This window comes from Amycolatopsis sp. NPDC054798 (genome assembly GCF_053611505.1).
The window spans coordinates 9,921-31,751 of sequence record NZ_JBSHAM010000069.1; the positions used below are offsets into that span (position 1 = coordinate 9,921).

The 21,831-nt window shown below is 71.0% G+C and carries 15 protein-coding genes; 7 read left to right on the top strand and 8 right to left on the bottom strand.

What is annotated here, in order from left to right; translation table 11 throughout:
• Nucleotides 1-255: 255 nt before the first annotated feature.
• On the bottom strand, nucleotides 256-1,854 hold the full coding sequence (locus ACWGIC_RS32665) for a DUF6801 domain-containing protein (protein WP_452079752.1): 1,599 nt from the start codon (nucleotides 1,852-1,854) through the stop codon (nucleotides 256-258).
• Between the two features lie 254 nt (nucleotides 1,855-2,108).
• On the opposite strand from ACWGIC_RS32665, the gene ACWGIC_RS32670 reads away from it, so the two are divergent.
• Together ACWGIC_RS32670 and ACWGIC_RS32675 are read left to right on the top strand one after the other, a co-directional pair.
• Nucleotides 2,109-3,044 carry an ATP-binding cassette domain-containing protein gene (locus ACWGIC_RS32670; protein ID WP_452079753.1) on the top strand — a complete coding sequence of 312 codons (936 nt, stop codon included), beginning with the start codon at nucleotides 2,109-2,111 and terminating at the stop codon, nucleotides 3,042-3,044.
• Between the two features lie 280 nt (nucleotides 3,045-3,324).
• Nucleotides 3,325-4,158, top strand: a complete 834-nt coding sequence (locus tag ACWGIC_RS32675) for an ABC transporter permease (RefSeq protein WP_452079754.1) — start codon at nucleotides 3,325-3,327, stop codon at nucleotides 4,156-4,158.
• 27 nt (nucleotides 4,159-4,185) lie between these two features.
• On the opposite strand, the gene ACWGIC_RS32680 is transcribed toward ACWGIC_RS32675, so the two are convergent.
• From ACWGIC_RS32680 to ACWGIC_RS32700, 5 genes are read right to left on the bottom strand one after another with little or no spacing between them, the layout of a single operon-like run.
• Nucleotides 4,186-5,298, bottom strand: coding sequence for a glycosyltransferase (locus tag ACWGIC_RS32680; RefSeq protein ID WP_452079755.1), 1,113 nt, complete (start codon nucleotides 5,296-5,298; stop codon nucleotides 4,186-4,188).
• Nucleotides 5,295-6,071 carry an alpha/beta fold hydrolase gene (locus ACWGIC_RS32685; RefSeq protein WP_452079756.1) on the bottom strand — a complete coding sequence of 259 codons (777 nt, stop codon included), beginning with the start codon at nucleotides 6,069-6,071 and terminating at the stop codon, nucleotides 5,295-5,297. The genes ACWGIC_RS32680 and ACWGIC_RS32685 overlap by 4 nt, the downstream gene beginning before the upstream one ends.
• On the bottom strand, nucleotides 6,059-6,349 hold the full coding sequence (locus ACWGIC_RS32690; RefSeq protein ID WP_452079757.1) for an acyl carrier protein: 291 nt from the start codon (nucleotides 6,347-6,349) through the stop codon (nucleotides 6,059-6,061). The genes ACWGIC_RS32685 and ACWGIC_RS32690 overlap by 13 nt, the downstream gene beginning before the upstream one ends.
• Complete coding sequence (locus tag ACWGIC_RS32695) at nucleotides 6,346-10,182, bottom strand: beta-ketoacyl synthase N-terminal-like domain-containing protein (protein ID WP_452079758.1); 3,837 nt, start codon at nucleotides 10,180-10,182, stop codon at nucleotides 6,346-6,348. The genes ACWGIC_RS32690 and ACWGIC_RS32695 overlap by 4 nt, the downstream gene beginning before the upstream one ends.
• Nucleotides 10,176-15,950 (bottom strand): SDR family NAD(P)-dependent oxidoreductase, encoded by a 5,775-nt coding sequence (locus tag ACWGIC_RS32700; protein WP_452079759.1) that lies wholly within the window; start codon nucleotides 15,948-15,950, stop codon nucleotides 10,176-10,178. Before ACWGIC_RS32700 ends, ACWGIC_RS32695 begins: the two co-directional genes overlap by 7 nt.
• A 274-nt stretch (nucleotides 15,951-16,224) precedes the next feature.
• On the opposite strand from ACWGIC_RS32700, the gene ACWGIC_RS32705 reads away from it, so the two are divergent.
• From ACWGIC_RS32705 to ACWGIC_RS32715, 3 genes are all read left to right on the top strand, one after another.
• Nucleotides 16,225-17,013 carry an SDR family oxidoreductase gene (locus ACWGIC_RS32705; protein ID WP_452079760.1) on the top strand — a complete coding sequence of 263 codons (789 nt, stop codon included), beginning with the start codon at nucleotides 16,225-16,227 and terminating at the stop codon, nucleotides 17,011-17,013.
• Between the two features lie 2 nt (nucleotides 17,014-17,015).
• Nucleotides 17,016-17,981 carry an aldo/keto reductase gene (locus tag ACWGIC_RS32710; protein WP_452079761.1) on the top strand — a complete coding sequence of 322 codons (966 nt, stop codon included), beginning with the start codon at nucleotides 17,016-17,018 and terminating at the stop codon, nucleotides 17,979-17,981.
• A gap of 196 nt (nucleotides 17,982-18,177) precedes the next feature.
• Complete coding sequence (locus tag ACWGIC_RS32715) at nucleotides 18,178-18,783, top strand: TetR/AcrR family transcriptional regulator (RefSeq protein ID WP_452079762.1); 606 nt, start codon at nucleotides 18,178-18,180, stop codon at nucleotides 18,781-18,783.
• Here the strand turns inward: ACWGIC_RS32715 and ACWGIC_RS32720 are convergent.
• Nucleotides 18,780-19,685: an NADP-dependent oxidoreductase gene (locus tag ACWGIC_RS32720; protein ID WP_452079763.1), complete on the bottom strand. Its 906-nt coding sequence runs from the start codon at nucleotides 19,683-19,685 to the stop codon at nucleotides 18,780-18,782. The genes ACWGIC_RS32715 and ACWGIC_RS32720 overlap by 4 nt on opposite strands.
• An 88-nt stretch (nucleotides 19,686-19,773) precedes the next feature.
• Here ACWGIC_RS32720 and ACWGIC_RS32725 point away from each other — a divergent pair, with 88 nt between their 5' ends.
• Nucleotides 19,774-20,352, top strand: a complete 579-nt coding sequence (locus ACWGIC_RS32725) for a TetR/AcrR family transcriptional regulator (protein WP_452079764.1) — start codon at nucleotides 19,774-19,776, stop codon at nucleotides 20,350-20,352.
• Here ACWGIC_RS32725 and ACWGIC_RS32730 read toward each other — a convergent pair.
• Nucleotides 20,299-21,303, bottom strand: a complete 1,005-nt coding sequence (locus tag ACWGIC_RS32730; protein WP_452079765.1) for a helix-turn-helix transcriptional regulator — start codon at nucleotides 21,301-21,303, stop codon at nucleotides 20,299-20,301. The two genes, ACWGIC_RS32725 and ACWGIC_RS32730, sit on opposite strands and share 54 nt — an antisense overlap.
• Before the next feature lie 78 nt (nucleotides 21,304-21,381).
• On the opposite strand from ACWGIC_RS32730, the gene ACWGIC_RS32735 reads away from it, so the two are divergent.
• Nucleotides 21,382-21,831: a nucleoside deaminase gene (locus tag ACWGIC_RS32735; RefSeq protein ID WP_452079777.1), complete on the top strand. Its 450-nt coding sequence runs from the start codon at nucleotides 21,382-21,384 to the stop codon at nucleotides 21,829-21,831.

Here is a 21,831-nt window from a genome sequence, read left to right on the forward strand (position 1 = left end):
GGGCCGCCGCCTACTAAAACCCCCCCGGGAAATTGCGGGGGGGGGGGGGGGGGGGGGGGGGTTTTTGGGGGGGGGGGGGTGCGGGCGCCCCCCCCCAAAACCGCGACCAGCACCAGCGAGAGCGAGAACCGGGTCAGCGCAGACATTCGGACTTCCTCATCGAAGACGACCTTTCCGAAGCTACTGGCGATTCTCGTTGCGGCACAGGGCTTTCCGCATTCTTGTCACGCGGGTCGGCGTTTTCGCGACCCGAATTCACTTCCGGGTGAGCGTCACGTCCAGCCTGTTGCCCGGACCGGAGGCGAGATCCGTGATCAGGCCGGTCAGGAAACCGCAGCCAGTGAACGCCGGGAGGGTGTAGGTCGCGGTCAGCTTGCCGCCGTTGGCCGGGTCGAATCCGGGTGCCGAGACGAGCGGCACTTCGGCGGGCTTCACCGTGCGGCAGGAATGCGACGTCATGATCGGGAAGCCGAACAGCCGCACCTTGGCGAGCTGGACGTCCACCTTCGCGTTCGCCTTGACGGTGCCGCCGGAGAACGTGCCGCCGATCGCGCCGTCCTGGCCGAGCTTGACGGTCGCGGACGCCGGGAGGAAGCCGAACAACCGGAAGTAGACGTCCGATGTGGGCAGGGCGAACCGGGCGTCGAACCTGCCTGCCGCGGCGTCGAACTTCGCTTCCAGGCGTCCGGGGCCGAGCGGCAGGGCGGCGTGCAGCTGCTTGATCGTCGTCTTGCCGCGGACGGAGTACGCGAGTTCGGTGGTGCCCGGCGGGGTGGTGGTCGGCTGGGTGGACGGGGACGTCGGTGCCGTGGACTGGGTCGGCGAGGTGGGTTGAGTCGGCTGGGTCGGTTGTGTGGGGGACGTGGGCTGGGTCGGTTGCGTCGGCTGGGTCGACGACGTGGGTTCCGTGGGTGAGGTGGGTTGCGTCGAGGAGGTCGGCTCGGTCGGCGAAGTCGGCTGTGTCGGCGTCGGCTCGGTGGAAGTCGGCGAGGTCGGCTGTGTTGGTTCGGTGGAAGTCGGCTCGGTCGGCGAAGTTGGCTGGGTCGATGACGTGGGTTGGGTCGGTTGCGTCGGCGAAGTGGGTTGCGTCGGGGACGTCGGCTCCGTCGGAGAGGTCGGAGAGGTGGGCTGCGTCGGCTCAGTCGACGAGGTCGGCGAGGTCGGTGTCGTGGGCGAGGTCGGACTTGTGGGGGTGGTGGGTGTCGTCGGGGTGGTCGGCGTCGTGCTGGTGCCGCCGCCCGGCTTGATGTCGAACGTGCCCAGCAGCTGGTTCTGACCGGGGACCACGACGCAGTCCGAGGTGAACGTGCCGAGGTCGGTCGGCTGGCCGGACGCGGTGCGCGGCGTCATCGTCGTGCTGAAGTTCCCGACGGTCACCGACGCGGTGCCCGCGCTGGGGAACGTCACCGCCGGGGCCTGGCCGCTGGTCTTGACGTGGAACGCGCCCGACGGCGGCACCGGCGTCGACGGGATCGTCAGCGGCAGGCCCAGGTTCAGCGTCTTGTCGACGGGATATTTGAGCTGGGCCGCCGCTTTGGCCGAACCGTCCAGCGTGGTCGCGCCGACCAGGGCGAGGCCTTCGGTCGCCGTCTCCGGCACGGTGACGTCCACGTTGAAGGCGATCGGGGTCGACGCCGAACCCGCGACGGCGTTGTCCGGCAGATTGGTGTCGATCTTCACCGCGAGCACCTGGTCGCCGATGAGCGGGAACGGGCAGTTGTAGTTCAGCGTCAAGCTGGCCGGTGCCGCCTGCGTCGGCCCAGCCCCGGCCACCGCGAGCGTCGCCGCGACGCCCGCGACGGTAACGGCGGCCAGCACACCGGCCGGTTTTCTGGACTTCCAGGAAAACTTCACGGTTCGTCACCTCGGGGAATCGGGATGAATGTGTGCGGAAAATACCTCCGCGATTCCCGCCCGAACAACTGCCGGAGATTTCTTTGTCACTCCGGACGGTGCGCCGGGAAGGAAAAAGAGCACCTGGATCAGGATTTGTCACGCGCGTGCTATCCGGCGCACGGAGAACTGTCACGCCGGGGACAGCGACCGGCGGAATTCTTGCTTTCCCCGGCCGCGGCTCGTTACCTTTCCGGGAAAGGGAAGGAGTGGCTATGCGCCCGCCGGTCATCGCCGTGACGGACCTGGTGAAGAAATACGGCGAAGTCACCGCGCTCGCGGGGGTCAGTCTCACCGTCGCCCCCGGGACTGTGCTCGCGATTCTCGGGCACAACGGTGCGGGGAAAACCACCCTGATCGACATTCTCAGCACGCGCGTCCGGCCGAGCGCAGGCACCGCCCGGGTCTGCGGTCACGACGTTGTGCGGCGCGGTCGCGCGATCCGGCGGCGGATCGGGGTGACCGGACAGTTCGCCGCGGTCGACGACGCCCTGTCCGGACGCGGGAATCTGGTGCTGATCGCCCGGCTGCTGGGCGCTCGGCCGGTGCAGGCCCGGGCGCGCGCCGCGGAGCTGATCGCGTCGTTCGGGCTCGAAGACGCGGCGGACCGGCGGGCCGGCACGTACTCCGGCGGGATGCGGCGCCGGCTGGACCTGGCCGCGGGGCTGGTCGGCGCGCCGGAAGTGCTGTTCCTCGACGAGCCGACCACCGGCCTCGACCCGGTCAGCCGATCGAGCCTGTGGACCGTCGTCGAAGAACTCGCCGCGCGCGGCACCACCGTCGTGCTGACCACCCAATACCTCGAAGAGGCCGACCGGCTGGCCGACCACGTCGTCGTCCTCGGCCTCGGCCACATCACGGTTTCCGGCACCCCCGCCCAGCTCAAAGCGAGGCTCGGCAGTCGCACGGCGACGCTGACGCTCGGCAGCGAACTCACCTTGCGGCGCGCCGCGGACGCGGTATCCCGCCTCGGCCTCGCAGCGGCCCGCGCCGGACTGACGCTGACCGTCCCGCTGCGCGGCCCCGGCGACATCACAGTGCTGGTGCGCGCGCTCGACGCGGCCGAGGCTCCGCTGCGGGACCTGACGGTGACTGAGCCGACGCTCGACGATGTTTACCTGTCCCTGCACCGAACGGCGGCCAGCACGTGACGCTATGCCGCCTCCATCCGGCCGCCGCCGCTAGCAGCTCGCGAGCGGGATTCTTCGAGTTGCCGCAACCCGCCGAGCTTCCCTCGCGAAACCTGGCCCGTGCCACCCCGACAACTCCTACCTCTCCCCGCACCGAACGACGACCGCCCATGGCCCCGCCCCGCCACCATCCGGCAACCGCCGCACGCTCCCCACACGCCACATTCCCCGGATCGCCCCAGCCGACCGCGCCTATGCCGGACGACGCTCGCCTTCCCCCGCACCGAACGGCGACCAGCCCATGACCCAATCCCGCCCCCGTCCAGCCACCACCCCACTAACCGACCCAGCCGCTTGGCCCGAAGCCACCTTCTGGACCCAAGTCCGCGTGCTCGCCGCCCGCTCCCTGCGCACCGCGTTCGGCGACTGGCGGCTAGTGTTCTTCGGCCTGCTCCAACCGGTCGTCCTGCTCCTGCTGTTCAGCCAAGTGTTCAGCGGCGTCGGGGCGCTGCCGAGCGTCGCGGCGTACCAGGGATACGTCAATTTCCTGGTGCCCGCCACCCTGGTCAACATCTCGATGACGACCGCGATGAGCTCAGGCGCGGGCCTGCTCGCGGAGATCTACAGCGGTTTCACCGGACGGCTGCGCTGCCTGCCGATCTCGTTGTTCTCGGTGCTGATGGCCCGCACCCTCGCCGATTCCGCACGGCTCTGCGTGCAACTGGTCGTGACGGTGGCCGCGAGCGTGCTGTTCCTCGGCTTCCGCCCGGCGGGCGGGGTGCTCGGGCTCAGCCTGGCGTTGGTGCTGACGCTGGTCGTGGGCTGGTGCCTGAGCTGGGTGTTCGTCGCGATCACGACGTGGCTGCGCAAGGCCGAGACGCTCCAGGCCGCGTCGTTCGTGGTGATGTTCCCGCTGATGTTCTCTTCGAGCGCGTACATGCCGCTGGACTCGATGCCGGAGTGGGTCCGCGCGGTGTCGTCGGTCAACCCGCTGACGTACGCGATCGACGCGACCCGGGCGCTGGCCCTCGCCCGCCCGGTCGGCTGGTCGGTCGCGGCGGCGCTGGCGATCGCGGCGGTGGCCGCGGCGGCGGGCAGTGCGCTGGCCGCTCGTACGTTCCGCAATCGCGAGTAGCCAGGCAAGGAATGGGCAAAGCCCGGCCTAGACCAATGCCTCCAAGCGGGACGCGGCCTCCGTCGCACCGCCGGCCGCGGCGAATGAGTCGCGGATGCGGGCCGCTCCCGCGCGATATCCCGGAGCCGCCGCGATCGCCTCGCGGATCTCCGGGGCTTCGGCGCGGTCGAAGCGCAGCCGGACCCCGGCCTGGGCGGCGACCACTTGCTGGGCCAGGATCGACTGGTCGTCGCGGATCGGGGCGACCACCAGCGGAAGCCCGGCCGCCAGCGCCTCGCAGACTGTGTTGTGCCCGCCGTGGCAGACCACCGCAGACGCCCGCGCGAACACCTCGACCTGAGGGATCCGCCGGGCCAGCACGACGTTCTCGCTGACCAGGCGGCCGGCCGGATCGACGACCAGCCCCCGGACGTGCGGCATCCCGGACAGCGCGGCGACACTCTCCGAAAGGAACCGCTCCCCCGCCGACGCGTTGGAGGTCCCGAGAGTCACGACCACCAGCGGCCGTGAGTCCACAAAGGACCTGTCGAATCCGCTTGGCACGGCGGGAAGAACCGGTCCGACGTAGCAGACTGGTGCCGCGACTCTCGCCTGCCCGGCCAGTGCGCGGGTGGTGAACGCCACCACCAGGTGCGGAGAGAATCGCAGGTCCGTGTGCAGGACTCCGTGGCGCGCGCACAGTCGCGTTTGAAGTCCCGCCACCCAGGACGCGATCCTCGGCATCGACGCGAGGGGATCGGCCAGTTCGGCGGACGTCGAAGCCGACGTCGCCCACGGCAGCCCGCACCGCGCGGCGACCAGCGCGCCCGCCAGCGCCTGCTGATCGGCCACGACGACATCGGGGCGGAAGTCCTCGACGGCTCGCTGCACTCCCGGCGTCATCGCGTCGGCGAGCGGGACCAGATAGGACTCCCAGAGGTATTTCAACGCCGCGAATCCGCGCAGCTCCGGCGGCCGGAGCGCCACCGAAAACGGCCGCGAGTCCCCGGCCCGGAACACCTTCCCGGTGACCACAATGGACACTTCCGGCGCGGGTCCGCACCAAGCCACCTCGTGGCCGCGCGAGGAAAGAGCCTCGGCCACCCCGCGCAACGGCGCGATGTGCCCGGCCAGCGGCGGGACCACCAGCAGGAACCTCATCCCGAATGCCGCCCGATCCACTCCAGCACCAGTTTGCGCACCTCGCGGTGCTGCTCCACCAGCACGGAATGCCCCTGCCCCTCGAACACGTGCAGCTCGCCGCGCGGCAGCAGCGAGGTCAGCGCTTCGAGGTCGTCGGCCTGGTATCCGTGGCTTCCCAGTACGGACAGCACCGGACAGCCGATCGCCGCGACCTGCTCCCAGGTGAGCAGCGGCCCGAGCGGCACCTCCTCGGCCATCTTCGTCGACATGATCCGCTCGGCCGCCAGCCGCGCCAGCCGCCGGTGGTGCGCGCTGAAGTTCGCCTCGATCCAGGCGAAGCTCTCCTCCGTCTGCAGGAAACGCACGGTGTGCGCGAGGATTTCGCTCATTTTCCCGGCCCACACTTCGGTCGCCGGTTCCGATTCGATGCACACGATGCTGCGGACCCGCTCCGGATTGGCGGCCGCGTAGCTGTAGGCGAGCGTGCCGCCGAAGCTGTTGCCCACGAGATGCACCGGCCGGTCGATGCCGAGCTGGCGCAGCAGGTCGTCGAGGTCGGCGACGAAGTCGGCCAGGGTGTAGCCCCGGACCGGTCGCTCGGTCTTGCCGTGGCCGCGCAGGTCGTAGCTGATCACGTCGATGCCAGCGGCCGCGACCGGGGGCGCCAGCGTCAGGTAGAAGCTCGCGAGGCTGTCGGTGCCCATGCCGTGCAGGAACACCACGGTCTCGGTGCCGCCGGCGGGCACGAGCTGCACGTTGGTGCGCAGCCCGTTCACGGTCATCGTGGGCACGTGCGCTCCCCCACGAACCGGGCGATGTCGCCGACGGTCAATCCGATGACGTCGTCGAGATCCTTCTCCGCCAGGTACTCGGCGAGGTTGACGTCCGCGCCGAAATGCTCGGCGAGGATGCTCGCGAAGGTCACCAGGTCGATGCTCTCCAGCTGCAAGTCCTCGTGGAACGTCGTCTCGGGGGTGATCTCGATGCCGAGCACTTCGGCGTCGCCGACGAGTTCGCCGAGCAATTCCGCGACGACGTCGAAGACGGCTGAGGCGTGGTCGATGGTCATGTCGTGCTCCTGAGTTGTGCGATAGCGGTGTCGCCGTCCAGCTCGACGGCGACGGCGAGGTCCGGCAGATTGCGGCCACGCCCGGACACCCGGCCGTCGTCGTGCACCCGGATCTCAGCCGGGTACACCGGCTCGGCCAGCTCCGCGCGAACAGCGTCTTTCGCCGCGATCCGAGCCAACAGCCAGCCACGCTGCCGACGCGGCGGCACCGCAGCGAACTCCGCCCGCTCCTCCGCCGCGAGATAAACCCCGGCGTAGATTTCGCGCGCGGCGACGGTCGGCCAGCGGTCGGTGACGCAGACCCGCCCGTCGGTCAGGCGCTCCGAAAGCAGGTGCCGGTCCGGGAAGGCATAAACGCGATGGGCCGCGCGGTCGCACGGGAACCGGACGTCGCGCCAGCCTTCGACAGTCGCGAGCACCCGGCCGTCGCGCACCAGTTCGGCGTCCATCTCCAGGACATCCGGCCGGGGCAGCCGCGTCCGGACCAGGCACTCGACCCGGGTACCGACCGCGGGTTCCGCCTCGTGCCAGGTGATCCGGCCGATCGACCGCGGGAAAGCGAGCAAATCGTCGGACCGGGTCGCCATCAGCCAGCAGCCGAGGAGCTGGCCCACGTTGTCGAGCAGCCCGCCGGGCGCCGACGGCACCACCAGCTCCCCTCGGATGTGCTGCTCGCCGAGACCGGTCAACCGGGCCAAGCCCTGGTACGCCGGGCCGTGGAACATCTCGCGCCGCGCGTAGATCTCGGCCGCGCTCAACGGCGGCGGGGTCTCGGGTGCGGGGATTCCGGTGCGCGCGGGAGAAGGCGCGAAGGTCCCCAGCTCGACAGTCAACAACGCGTACGGTCCAATCTCGACAGTCACGTGATCGCCCTGGCGGCTGAGCGACAACGGCACCTGCTGGGCCGGTGAGGCGATCAGCCACCGCGAGAACACCGCGTCGCGGACCGTGACCGCCGTCGTGCCCGGCCAGGTCCGTTCGACCGCCCGGCAGGCGAGGTCCACCAGCGTCGTGGCGGGCACCACCGGCCGGAAGTCCGTCTCGTCCGGCCAGCCGTCGCGTTGCCGGAAGAAGCGGTGGTCGCGCAGGTACGGCATCGCAGCCAGCGAAACATCCACAATGGACTCAACCCGGCGCTGCGCAGCGGCCGCGACGACGTCCGCCGCGGTCTGGCGAGTCTGGTCGAGCAATGCGGCGAACTCCGAGGCGACCGCATCGGGCACCCCTGAGGGAAGCTTCGGCAGGCTCCGGTCCTCGACCAGACCGTGGGCCCGATTTCCCAGCGACAGCAAGGGACTTCCGGTGTTGAGCCGGATCCGCTTCGGCTCCGCAGCGGCGAAGTCGGGGTCGCCGCCTTCGACCCATATCGCTGTCGCGACGCGGCGAAGCTGGGCGAGCCCGGAACGCGCGGTGGACCCGGCGGCGACGACCAGATGCCGCCGGTCGCCGAGCGTATCGGAGACGAACGAGCCCAGCTGACCGGCACCGACCTGAACGAAGACCCGGAACCCGTTGCTGTGCAAGGCTTCGGTCAGTTCGCGGAAGCGGACCGGGCGCACGAGATGGTCCAAGTACAGCTCGCGGATCGCGTCCGGCTCGGCGGGGTAAGGCCGAGCGGTGGTGGCCGACCACACCGGCGCCGAGGGTTCCCGCAGCTCCAGCTCCGCGACGAGCCGGGCGAACGGAGCCAGGCGCGGCCGCATCAACGGGGTGTGGAATCCCGATCGGAACGGCAACGTCCTGGCGACGATCCCGTTGCTGCGACAGGTCTTCGCGAACGCTGCCACCGCGTCGGGCGGGCCGCACACGATCGTCTGCCGCGCGGCGTTCTCGTGGGAAATCACGAGGTCGCCGGGGAGCAGTCCGGCCACCGACTCGGCCGGGCTGCCCAGCACCAGGTAGTCCGCGTCGGGCAGTTCGAACCCTTCGGGCCAGTACCGGTCGAGAAGGTCCGGCTCGGGCCGGTACATTCCGGCGGCCTGCATGGCGGTCCACTCGCCTACGCTGTGCCCGGCGAGCGCGTCCGGACGGATCGCCAGCCGCCGCACCGCTTCGTCGAAAAGGAGCCCGGCGGCCGACACGCTCGCCGCCCGGGCGGGCACGCTCGCTGTCGACCATCGCGGGCAGCCGAGGCGGAAGTGCCGGGCGACGTCGGCCAGGCGCGGCTCGGCGTCCGCTTCCAGGCCCGGGTACAGGAACGCGATTTTCCCCGAGGGCAGCAACGGATCGGCGGTGCACCAGATGTCGCCGCTGTGCCACGCCTGGCCGGTCGCCGCGACTTTGGCGATTACCTTGCGGGCGGCGGCCAGCTTGCGTTCGTCCGGGCTGGCGATCCCGATCCGGCACCGTCCGTGCCCGGACTCCCCCGGCCGGTCGAGCCGTTCCAGCAGCTCCGCCGGGGAATCCGCAGCCAACCGCAGCACGCGTTCCGGCTCGTCGACGCGCACCCTGCGTTTCGGCGCAGCGTCCCCGGCCTCGACCACGACGTGCGCGTTCACTCCGCCGAACCCGAACGCGCTGACCGCGGCCACACGTGGCAGAGCGCCCCACGGCTCGGCCTCAGCCAGCACACGGAACCGCGTCTTGTCGAGCAACGGGTTCGGGTCGGTGCAGTGCAGCGTCGGCGGGAGCACCTCGTGGTGCAGTGCGAGGGCCACCTTGACCAGCCCGGCGACCCCGGCTGTCGGCAGAGTGTGCCCGATCATCGATTTGACCGAGCCGATCACCGCCCGCGGCCCGGCGGTCCGGCCGAACACCTCGGCGACGGTCGTCAGCTCGGCAGCGTCCCCGGCGGGCGTGGCCGTGCCGTGCGCCTCCAGCAGGCCGATTTCCGCCGGGTCGAACCCGTCCCAGGCCCGGCGCAGCGCCAGGGTCTGTCCGGCGACGGACGGGCTGAGCAGGCTCGCGCCCCGCCCGTCGCTCGACGTGCCGCTGCCCCGGAGCACGGCGTATACGCGGTCGCCGTCGCGGCGGGCGTCGGCCAGCCGTTTGAGCACGACGATCGCGGTGCCCTCGCCGATCAGCATGCCGTCGGCGGCGCGCGAGAGCGGGCTGATCCGCTGGCTCGGCGAAAGCGCGCCGAGCTGGGTGAACAGCGACCAGAGGGTGTCGTCGTGCGTTTGGTGCGTTCCACCGGCGAGGACGGCGTCGCAGCGGTGCCGGGCCAGTTCCCCGATCGCCTGGTCGACCGCGACCAGCGACGACGCGCACGCGGCGTCGACGGTGTAGGCCGGGCCGCCGAGGTCGAGCCGGTTGGCCACGCGGGCCGCGGCGAGGTTGGGCACCAGCCCGGCGGCGGTCTCCGGCCGGAACTCGCCCAGGGTTTCGCGCACCGCCGTGCGCAGCCGGTCGAGGACGTCCGGCCCGGCTTCCGGGATCAGCTCGCCGACCGTGCGGGTGATCTGCCGGATCGTGCGGACGTGCTGGTCGAAACCCCGCAACCCGGGGGAAAGGTAGCCGCCGCGGCCGAGCACGACGCCGATCCGTTCGGGGTCGCCGAGCCGGTCGAGACCGCCGGCGTCCTCGACCGCGGCCACCGCGACCGCCAGCGCCGTCAGCTGGTCCGGCTCGATGCCGTCCAGGGAAGCCGGCGGCACGCCGTGGGCGACCGGGTCGAACTCGAGGGTGTCCGGGGCGAATCCGCCGCGCCGCCCATGAGTCCGGTCCGGCTCGGTGCCGTCGCGGCCGTGAAACGCCGGGTCGCGGCGCTCCGGCGGGATCTCGGTGACCGCGTCCGCGCCCGCCACGAGATTCCGCCAGTACTGGTCCACAGTGGACGAACCGGGGAGGAACACGCCCATCCCGACGAGCGCGACCGGTTCTTGCCTCACCACAGCGACGCCGTATAGAGCACAGCGCGATCAGTTCCGTAGGCGAGTTCGCGCAGCAGGGCCGCGACGCTCTCGTCGGCGTCGAGCAGTTCGACACCCCGGCGTTCGTACTCGCGGGCCAGTTCCGGCGACACCATCCCGCCGTGGTCGCCGCCGGGAGCCCACGGTCCCCAGTGGACAGTCACGGCCCGGCCGGGCCAGCTCGTGCTCAACGCTTCCAGCGCGTCGTTCGCGGCGGCGTAGTCGGTTTGCCCGCGGTTGCCGAGCACTGCGGCGATGCTGCCGAAGAAGGTGACGAACCCGGGCTCTGCCCCGAATTCCGTCAGCGCGGAAAGCAACGCACTGGCACCGTCCACTTTGGTGCCGAAGACGGTGCGGAACGACTGCTCGTCCTTGTCCTTCATAAGCTTGTCGTCGATGACGCCTGCGGCGAAAACGACGCCGTCGATCCGTCCGTGCCGCGCCAGCAGGTCTTTGACCAGCTGGTGCACGGCGTTCGCATCGCGCACGTCGAGCGGCTGGTACGCCGGATCGCCGCCAGCGGCGCGGATCTCGTCGAGCGTGCGGCTGATCTCGCGCTGTGCCAGCAAAGTCCGCACCCGGTGTTCGATCTCGGCCACCGAACCGCCGCGTCCGGCGAGCACGGCACGCATCGCGGCGGGTTCGGCGGGCAGGTCGTCCGCTTCGCCGGGCCACGGAGTGCGTCCGGCGAGTTCCACGCGGCAGCCGGACGCGGCGAACGCGACCGCCGCGCGGGCGGTGATCCCGCGCGCCCCGCCGACGAGCAGGACCACGGACTCCGGGGAGAGGTTCAGCGCTGCGAGTTCGCCGCCGCCCGGACCGGCACCGGAGTAGGCGATCGACCCGAGGTCCTGAGGCTGCGGCTCGATGGTGAAGCGACCGTCGTGGTCGTGCGAGACGACGGACGGGCCGTCGCTGCAGGCCTCGTCGACCAGCACCTTCGCGACGTCCTGAGCGACCTCCACGAGCCGCGTCGCTCCGTCGCGCTCCAGCGCGGCCGCGCGGACCAGGCCGCGAAGTCCAGCCGCACCCGGTGTGGCCGCGATCAGGACGGTTCCGCTCAACGCCTTGAGTTGTCCGAACAGCTCCGGTGCCGTAACGCCTTCGGCCAGCAGCACCGTGACGTCGGCGTCTCCGGCGACGATTTTCGCTCCCGCGCAAGCGAAAGCGTCCCGTACGGCCTCGTCGCCACCCACCACCGCCACGGACTTTCCGCGCAACCGCGCGGGATCCGGGTCGAGCGGGACCGGCACTCTGGCGAGCCGGTACCGCTGCGGCGCTGCGGCCGCCGGAGCGGGCGACAACCAGCTCTCCAGGTGTGCGGCGAGGGCGTGCGCGGTCCGGTCGCGGCTGAGCTGGTCGGTGCGGTCGTCGGCGGGCAATCCCAGCCTGCCCAGGAGGGTTCCGGCGATCTCGGTCCGTTTGATCGAGTCGATCGACAGGTCGGCCTCGAGGTCGAGACCGCCGTCGATCATCTCCTCCGGGTAGCCGGTGCGTTCGCTGATCACGCCGATCACCGTTGCCAGCACGTCGGCGGGAGCGGACTCCTCGGGCTCCGCTGTCGCCGCCGGTTCCGGTTCGGCCGCCGGTGCTTCGAGCACCGCTGGTGCCACGGCGGGCACCAGCGCTGGGACGGACGCGGCGCCGAGGTAGCCGAGCATCACGTCCCGCTGAGCGGCGACCAATTCCCGGGCAGTGCGCAGGAAATCGACGACCGCCTGGTCGCGGCTGGGGGCGGGTTCGGTCATCGCGGTGCTCCGTATCCGTCGGGCCGGGGGAAGGGCGGGAACTTCGGAACCGGGCGCGCGGACGGACCGGCCGTCGACCGCCCAGGCGGTAGCGGACGGTCCGGGGCGCGACGGCCGGGTCAGCCGCTCGGCGCGAACGGCGACGCCCGCTTGCGCGAGGCGGGACAACGCGGTCAGGAAAGCTTTGAAATCGGGACCGCACGCGACGACGGTGTGCGGGCGGTCGCCGAGGATTTCCCCCACCAGCCGGGAAAGCACCCGGCCGGGCCCGGCCTCGACGAACGTCCGCGCACCGGCCGCGTACATCGCTTCGATCTGGTCGAGAAATCGCACGGGCGCGCCGATCTGCGCCGCGAGTTCGCCGCGGACGTCGTCTTCGTACGGCCGCGCCGTCCGGTTCGACCACACCGGCAGCCGAGGCTCCGCGATGGCCTCCTTCGCCAACGCCTCAGCGAAAGCGTCGCCCGCTCCGGCGACCAGCGGGCTGTGGAACGCGCACGCGACGGGGATCCGTTTCGCCGCGATACCCGTCTCGCGCAGTCGCCGGATCGCGCGCTCCACCGCGGGTATCGGTCCGGAAAGGACAGTCTGCTCGGGCGCGTTGTGGTTGGCCACCACGACATCCGGGCCAATCAGGGTCGAGGTGAGGACGTCCCGCGACGCCTTGACCGCGGCCATCGTGCCCGGCGCGGTGACGTCGGCGATGGCGTCCGCCCGTGCCCGGCTGAGCCGCACCAGGGTTTCGGTGTCGAACGCGCCCGCGACCGACAGCGCGACCAGTTCGCCGTAGCTGTGCCCGGCGAGGAAGTCCGGCCGGACGCCGGTTTGGTCCAGCAACCAGGCCACCGCCGTCTCGACCAGTCCCAGCGCGGGCTGCGCGACGCGGGTGTCGGTCAGCGCGTCCTCTTGGGACTGAACGGAATCGGGGTCGAAAGCGTTCGGCGGGAAGGCCGTCGCCGCGACATCGGGAGCGAGCCGCAGGACGTCGGCCAGTTCGGGGAAGTACACGAACAGCTCGGCGAGCATGCCGGTCCGCTGGCTGCCCTGGCCGGGGAAAAGGAACGCGATCTTGCCCGGATCGGCGGCAGTCCGGGTGATCCCGGCCAGGATCTCCTCGGCTCCGTCGGGCCAGTCGCGGAGTCCGTGCCGCCGGTCCGGGGCGACCGGGCCCGCGCCGAGCACGGCGTGGAAATTGGTACCGCCGAAGCCGAACGCGCTCACACCAGCCAGCCGTGCCGGGTCCGCCCACGGCCGGGCCGAGGTGGTGAACGTGAACGGGCTGGCGGCCGCGTCCCAGGCGGCGTTGGGCTTGGCCAAGTGCAGCGTCGGCGGGACGACCTCGTGCCACAGTGCGAGCGCTGCCTTGAGCAGCCCAGCGAGCCCGGCCGCGCACTTCGTGTGGCCGATCTGGCTTTTGACGGAGCCGAGCGCGCACGAGCCGGGCCCGGCCCCCGCGTCGGTGAAAAAGCTTGTCAAAGCGCGCAGTTCGGTCGCGTCGCCGACGACCGTGCCGGTGCCGTGCGCCTCCACCAGCCCGACGTCCGCCGGAGATACCCCGGCGTCGCGGTAAGCCCGGTCCAGCGCGCGACGCTGCCCTTCCGGGCGCGGCGCGGTGAGGCCGAGCGCTTTGCCGTCACTGGCCGCGCCCACGCCTTTGACCACGGCGTAGATCCGGTCGCCGTCGCGCTGGGCGTCGTCGAGCCGCTTGAGCACCAGGCAGGCGACGCCTTCCCCGAGTGCGATGCCGTCGGCGGAAGTGTCGAACGGACGGCACCGCCCGGTCGGCGAGAGCGCGCCCGCGGCGGTGAACATCAGGTAGTCGTGGATGCCGTTGTGCAGGTCGACCGCGCCGCAGAGGACGAGCGAACTGGTCCCGGAACGCAGCTCCTTCACCGCGAGATCCAGTGCGGCCAGCGAGGATCCGCAGGCGGCGTCTACGGTGTAGTTCGCGCCGCCGAGGTCGAGCCGGTTGGCGATCCGGCCGGAGATGACGTTGGCGAGCGTGCCGGGGAAGGTGTCCTCGGTCGGTTCGGGCAACTGCTCCCGGAGCCCGGCCGGAACCTGTTCGAAGTAGCCGTCGAGCAGCGAGCGCAGCGTGCCCGCGTTGGCGAGGTCGCCGCCGGCCTCCGCACCGAAGACGACACTCGTGCGTTCCCGGTCGAACTCCCGGTGCGCGTACCCGGCGTCCGCGAGCGCCCGGCGCGCGGTCTCCAGCGAGACGAGCTGCGCCGGGTCGATGCTGCTCATCGCGGACGGCGGGATGCCGTAGTCCAGCGGGTCGACCGGAAGCGGCGGGAGGAAGCCGCCCCATTTCGACGTCGACTGTCCGAAGTAGACATCCGGATCCCAGCGCTCGCGCGGCACCTCGGTGACGGAATCCTCGCCGCGCAGGATGTTCGACCAGAACGCCTCGAGGTCGGGCGCGCCCGGGAAGGTGCACGCCATGCCGACGACAGCGATGTCCCGGCTCCGCGTTTCCGCCGGTCCGGTCTCGCGAGCGAACGTCCGGCCCGACGTGACCTCCGCGTGCAGCTCGGCGATGGTCGTCCGGCGGTCGCGCAGCACCGCGACCTCCCCCGCGAGGTACATCCCTTCGGCGAGCTGGACTTCCGCGCTCAGCCTCGTGCCGTCCCGGCGGACCCCCTTGCTGGCGATGCGAAGACGTCCGGTGTTCAGCTCTTCGAGGCGCTGCCAGGCTTCCTGCGCGGGAACGTCGTGCAGACTCGCTTTGAGTTGTTCGAACTCCGTCGCGTACGGGCTGAGCAAGCACCGCGTGCGGTGGCCCGGCGCGGTTTCGAGGGTGACGGTGGTGTCCGCGGCGAGGGCGCATTCCTGGAACAGGCGAGTGATCGCGCCGTGCTTCACCGCTTCTTCGGTGAAGAGATAGGCGGTGCCCATCAAAATGCCGGCCGCGTCCAGCGGTGCCGCCATCGCGGCGACCATCGCGGCCGAGCGGGCGTCGTGGATCCCGCCCGCGAACAGCACCTCGACGTCCTTCTCCCCTTCGAGGACGGCCAGTTGCTCTTCCCACAGCTCGAAACTCGACCGCGGCCCGATGTGCCCGCCGCATTCGGCCCCCTCGAAGACGAACCGGCGCACTCCGGCGTCGAGGTACTGCCGGAGCAGAATCGGCGAGGGCACGTGCAGGAAGGTCGCGATGCCCTCGGCTTCCAAAGCCTTGGCCTGCCCCGGTTTCCCGCCCGCGATCAGCACGCACCGCGGACGGGCCGCCCGGATCGCGGCGAGCTGCCCAGCGCGCAGATCGTCGGGCACGAAGCCGAGAATGCCCGCGCCCCAGGGCCTTTCGCCCAGCCGCTCGGCCGTCCGGGTCAGCAGCTCGGCGGTGCGCGCACCGTTCGCGGTGGCGACCGCGACGAACGGGAAACCGCCCGCGTCCGCGACCGCCGCCGCGAACCCCGGCTGGTCGCTGACGCGTGTCATCGGGCCTTGGACGACCGGCAGTGCGGTGCCCAGCGTCCGGCACAACCGGCCGGACAGGGACGCGGCGGGCAGCTCCGCCCCGATGATCCGGCGGACGCCTTCCTCCGTCGCGGACGGCAGGACTACGCCCGCCGCGCCTCCGGTGAGCGCGCCCACCGCAGTCCGCGGCCCCGCGGCGCGGCCCCACACCGGGACGTCGAAGCTGTTCAGAAGCTGTTGCAGCAAAACGAAATCACTCAGCTCACCCTCGCGCGCGACGAGCCCCAGCGCACCGCCGCGGACCGCTTCGGCAGCTGTTTCCTCGTCCGCGACCTCGGCGAGCACGCCCGCCCACGGCCCTTTCGTCCGGATCACGAAGGCCGCGCCCGCAGGCACCGGCCCGTCCGTGCGCACGCCGTAGGGCACCCGGACCCGCGCCGCGACCAGCCGCAACTGCACCGGGTCGGTTCCGTCCAGCACCCCCAGTCCCCCGCCGCGCGCGACGGCTGTCACCACGTCGGGGTCGCCGACGCCAAGGCACCGCAGCCGTCGAACGTGCGACGGCGGGACGAGCTCGACCATCGGCGGACCTCCTGCGATCGGGATCGGCGGTCTCCGGGGAGATGATCGCCGCGGAACCGGTCCTAGGAATAACGCACCGGCCGCGGAAAATGCAATACCGGGCTCGGTTAATTATCGCGGAGCGTACCATCGAGGCCACCTGCCTGCTAATGTCGAAAACCGTGGAACAACGTCACAACAAGCTCCTGACCAGGTCTTTTATCACGTCGATCACAGTCCGGAAATACACTTTGCTCACCCCGGTGACAATGCCGCGAAAAATAGTGGAGACCAGGTGGAACTGACCGGACGGGTAGTCGTGCTCACCGGCGCGGCACGCGGGATCGGCGCGGCCATGGCCCGCCGGTTCGCCGCCGAGGGCGCGGCCGGGGTCGTCGTGTCCGACGTCGACGAGGCCGGGGCCGAGCGCGTCGCGGAGGAGATCAGGGCCGCGGGCGGGCGGGCCGTCGCGGCGGCGACCGACGCGACGTCCAAAAAGGACTTGAAGGCGCTGGTCGCGGGTGCGCGAGCCGAGTTCGGGCCGGTGGATCTGTTCTGCGCCAACGCAGGCGCGGCGTTCGGCACCGGGGTGCACGCGGCGGACGAGCAGTGGACGAGGTCGTGGGAGATCAACGTCATGCAGCACGTCCACGCCGCGCAAGCGATGCTGCCCTCGATGCTCGCCAGGGGCGAGGGCTACCTTTTGCTCACCGCGTCGGCCGCGGGCCTGCTCGGCACACCGGGCGACGCGCCGTACTCGGTCACCAAACACGCGGCCGTCGGGCTGGCCGAATGGCTGGCGATCACCTACCGTCCTCGCGGAGTGCGGGTCAGTGCGCTGTGCCCGCTCGGCGTCCGCACGGCGCTGCTGGAACCGGGCCTCGCCGCCGGCCACCCGGCCGCACTGGCTATCGCGGCCGCCGCGCCGCTGCTCGAACCCGAGGACGTCGCCGACGCGGTCGTGCGCGGGCTCGCCGAGGAAGAATTCCTGATCCTGCCGCACGAATCGGTGCGGGAAACGTTCGCCCGCAAGGCCCGCGCGGTCGACGCGTGGATCGCCGAGACGGCCGTCCGGGGAGGCTGAAAGTGGAGTACCGCAGGCTCGGCACGAGCGGTCTCGCCGTGAGCGAGATCGCCTACGGCAACTGGCTCACCCACGAAGCGCCCGGCTGCGTCGCCGCGGCCCTGGACGCGGGCATCACGACCTTCCACACGTCGGCGGCCTGGGACGGCGGCGCGGCGGAAGCCTCCCTCGGCGCGGCGATCGCCGGCACGCGCCGCGAAGACCTGGTCCTGTGCAACGGGGTGTTCTGGCCCGAAGGCCCCGGTCCCAACGACTCGGGTCTCAGCCGCAAGCACGTGATCGCGTCGCTGGAAGGCTCGCTGCGACGGCTGCGAACCGACTACGTGGACGTCTATCAGCTGTTGCGCTTCGACTACAAGACCCCCGTCGCGGAAACGTTCCTGGCCCTGTCCGACCTTGTGCGGCAAGGGAAAGTGCGCTACGTCGGCACCGCGGAGTGGACGGCGGAACAGCTGATGCAGGCAGCGGACGCGGCGACGCGGTACGACGTGCCGCTGATCGCCAACCAGCCGCACTACTCGATGCTGTGGCGGGTGGCGGAGGCGCAGGTGATGCCGGTGTCCGAACGGCTCGGCATCGGCCAGTTCGCGTCGGTCCCGCTGGCCCAAGGCGTCCTGACAGGCAAGTACGGCAGCGGCGTCGTCCCGCCGGGCTCCCGCGCGACCGGCCCGGCGTACGCCCGCCCGCTGCTGTACCCGGAACTGCTGGACCGGGTGGAACTGCTGCGCGGCGTCGCGGACGACGCCGGTTTGACCATGGCTCAGCTCGCGCTCGCCTGGACGCTGCAGAACGAGACGGTGGCCGCGACGGTGATGGGAGCGAGCACGCCGGAGCAGGTGACCGAGAACGCGAAGGCAGCGGGCGTCCGGCTCGACTTGAACGTGCTGATGCGGGTGGACCAGCTGCTGGGCAGCTTCGTGCAGACGGATCCGCGGCTGGTGTGGTCACCGCCTCCTCAGCTGCGGTAGCCGACCTGCCCAGGCAGGCGGGCGACCCCCAAGAGGCTGCTTTTTCCAGATGCTGCCGCCGTGACCGGCTAAGCTCACCGGCATGCCGTCCCCGATCGCGGACGCAGCACCGGCTTCCTCCACAAAGCGAGCGCTTACAATCGACCGACGACGGGCGGACTCGCCGGCCGGCGCGGGACTAGAGGAGGATCGCCGGATGACCACGCTCTCGGCCGACCTGTGGCCCGACGTGCAGCCCGAGACCGCGCGCCGGCTGATGCTCGCCGGGGTGGAGTCGTTCGCCGAACGCGGCTACCACGCCACCACCACGCGAGACATCGCCGGAGCTGCCGGGATGAGCCCGGCCGCGCTGTACGTGCACTTCCCTTCGAAAGCCGCGCTGCTTTTCGCGATCAGCCGCAACGGCCATGAGCAGACGCTCGCCCTCGTCGAGGACGTGATCGGGCGCGTCACCGGACCGGTGGAGCGGATGCGGCTGCTGGTCGAGGATTTCGTCGCCTGGCACGCGCGGCGCCACACCGTCGCGCGGGTCGTGCAGTACGAGCTGAATGCGTTGCCGGAGAAGGAATACAAGGTCGTCGCCCAGCTCCGGCGGCAGATCGAGCAGCGCGTGCGCGAGGTGATCGCCGAGGGGGTCGAGTCCGGCGAGTTCACTGTCAGCGACGTCGGGATCGCGGCCCGGGCGGTGCTGTCGCTGGGCGTCGACGTCGCGCGCTGGTACAGCGAACGGACCCGGCAGACGCCCGCCGAACTCGGCAAGGAGTACGGCGAACTGGTCCTGCGCATGCTCGGCGCGGGCTAGATCGCCAGCACCAGTTTGCCCCGCGCCCGCCGCGACCGGCTCAGTTCGAGCGCGGTCTTCCAGTCGTCCAGCGGGAAAATCCGGGACACCGGGATCGAGAACCGGCCGTCCCCGGCCAGTTTCGCGAACTCTCCGAGGACGTCGTAGCGCGGCTGGGCGCCCGAACTGACGATGGTCTGCACCCCCGGCACCGGCGAGCTGAGATCGAGCGTCAGCACGTGCCCGGGTTCCTTGACCGTGCGCACGAGTTCCGGCACCGCGCCGCTGAACGGCGCCGCGTCGAGCACGCGATCGACCGGGCCTCCGGCCAGCGTCGTCACGCGCTCGGCGATTCCGTCCTGGTAGCCGGTGACTTCCGCGCCGGCTGAGCGGAGCGCCTCGGCGTGCGTCTCGCCCGCTGTGACGAGCACGCGCGCCCCGCGCAGGAGTGCGATCTGAGCCGCGGCGAACCCGGTGGTGGTGCCCGCGCCGTGCACGAGCAAGGTGCCGTCAGAGCCGAGCGCGTCAAGGGCCGCGTACGCCGTTCCGACGGCCATCGGCAATGCCGCGGCGCGGACCGCGTCAAGCCCGTCCGGCCGAGGGAACCAAGTATCGAGAAGTGCCTGCTCAGACGCCCCCGCGGTCGGGCCGGTGAACGGTGCCGGACCGAAAACCGGGTCGCCGATCTCGACGTCGGCAACGCCTTCGCCGAGCGCATCGACGGTGCCGGACACCTCCAGCCCGATCCCGCGCGGCAGGTCGCCGCCGAACAAGCCCTCGCACAACGCCCAGTCCGCCGGGTTGAGGCCGCACGCCTGGACCGCGACGCGGATCTGGCCCGGTCCGGGGTTCGGCGTTTCCGCGTCCTCGACCCGCAGTACCTCGGCGGCAGCGCCGTTCTCGTGAAAACGAAGGGTGCGCATCTGGGTTCTCCTCGTGAGTGATGACAGAAGCTGTCGTCACTGACGCTACCAGAGTGATGACAGCATCTGCTGTCGCTACACTGGGCGCATGGCGCGATGGGAGGGCAACACCCGGAACCGGCTCGAACAGGCTGCCCTGGAGCTGTTCGAGGAGCAGGGCTACGACCGCACGACGGTCGCGCAGATCGCGCAGCGCGCGAACCTCACCGAGCGTTCGTTCTACCGGTGGTTCGCGGACAAACGGGAGGTGTTGTTCGGCGGCAGCCAGGAGCTGGAAGCCGAATTCGCCGCCGCGATCGGCTCCGTCCCGCCCGGCACCGCCGCCCTGCCGACCCTGCTGGCCGCGTTCGCCACCGCGCCGCGCGTTTTCCGTCCGCGCGAATTCCTGCTGCGCCGGGCCGCGGTGATCGCGGCCAATCCCCCGCTGCGCGAACGGAAATTGATCAAGCTCGTGACGATTTCGGAAACGCTCACCAGCGCGTTGCTCGAGCGCGGAATCGAACCGGAAACCGCGCGGCTGGCCACCGATCTCGGCTTGTCCGTCCTGCGGCTGGCCACCGAACGCTGGATGGCCGAAGAACACCGTGACAGCAACGGTTTTCCCGAGGCGTTGTCAGCCGCCGCCGCGGATCTGCTCGCCGTCGCCACCGACGGGCTTCCTGCCTGAAGCCGCCCGCGCGAACCGGTCCGCGATCCGTTCGAGGCGATCCAGCAATTCCGGCGGCGCGTCTTCGACCACGAAGTCGAATTCCCACTGCGCGAGGTAGAACGGAATGTAATCGAAGGTTTTCGCGCCGGTGCGCAACCGGCAGGTCTCGTCGTCGATCGGCTCGACCACCGCGGTAGTCGGCGAAACCCGAGCCGCCAGCACCTCCGCCGGAGCCGCCACCCGCAGCGTCACGACATGCGGGTACGGCGCGGTCGCGATCCGGCTCGACACATACGCGGCGAGGTCTTCGGCCGGCGGTTCCCTTGGGGTGAAACGGAAACTGGGTGTCGGGACCCCGTCGATCCGGTCGAGCCGGAAGGTACGCCAATCGTCGCGGCTGAGATCCCACGCCACGAGATACCACCGCCAGCCGGTGTGCACGAGCCGCAACGGCTCCACGTCGCGCTCCGCCACCTCGCCCGCCTGGGTGCCGTAGGTGAACCGCAGCCGTTCGTTGTCCCGGCAAGCCGCTGCCACCACGGTGAGCAGTTCCGCGTCGATCGTCGGCCCGCGTCCCGGCATCCGGACGAGCGCCGAGTCCATCGCCCGCACCCGATGCCGCAGCCGCGCGGGCAGCACCTGTTCGAGCTTCGCCAACGCCCGCACGGACGTCTCCTCGATGCCCGACACCGTGCCGTTCGCCGCCGTACGCAGGCCGACCGCCACCGCGACGGCCTCGTCGTCGTCCAGCAACAGCGGTGGCAGCGCCGCACCGGACCCCAGCCGGTACCCGCCCGCGACTCCCGGCGTCGCGTGCACCGGGTAACCCAGCTGCCGCAGCCGTTCGACGTCGCGGCGAATCGTCCGGACGTCGACCCCCAGCCGGCCCGCGAGGTCCGGGCCAGGCCAGTCGCGGCGGGCCTGCAGCAGGGAGAGCAGGCGCAACAGCCGTTCGGAGGTTCCGTACATGCCGGTCACTCTGCCACGCTTCGCGGACAGCTTCGGTCCTCGATCGCCGGGAATTGCCGCGCCGTGCCACAGTGGCTCATGCTCGACGACCTGCTCGCTGTCGCCCGCGAAGAGGCGGAAGCCGGAAAAGCCGAGGGCGGCGTGCCGATCGGCGCCGCCCTGTTCGACCGGGACGGAAAGCTGCTCGGCCGCGGCCACAACCGCCGCGTCCAGGACGGCGACCCTTCCCTGCACGCCGAAACCGCCGCCTTCCGCGCCGCCGGCCGCCGTCCGCACTACCGCGACACGATCATGGTCACCACCCTGTCGCCGTGCTGGTATTGCAGCGGGCTGGTCCGGCAATTCGGCATCCCGCACGTGGTGATCGGCGAATCCCGCACCTTCACCGGCGGCCACGACTGGCTCGCCGACCACGGCGTCCGCATCGACCTCCTCGACGACCCGGCCTGCGTCGACCTCATGACCGAATTCATCGAACAACAACCCGCACTCTGGTTCGAAGACATCGGCGAACCGACCACCCCCTGA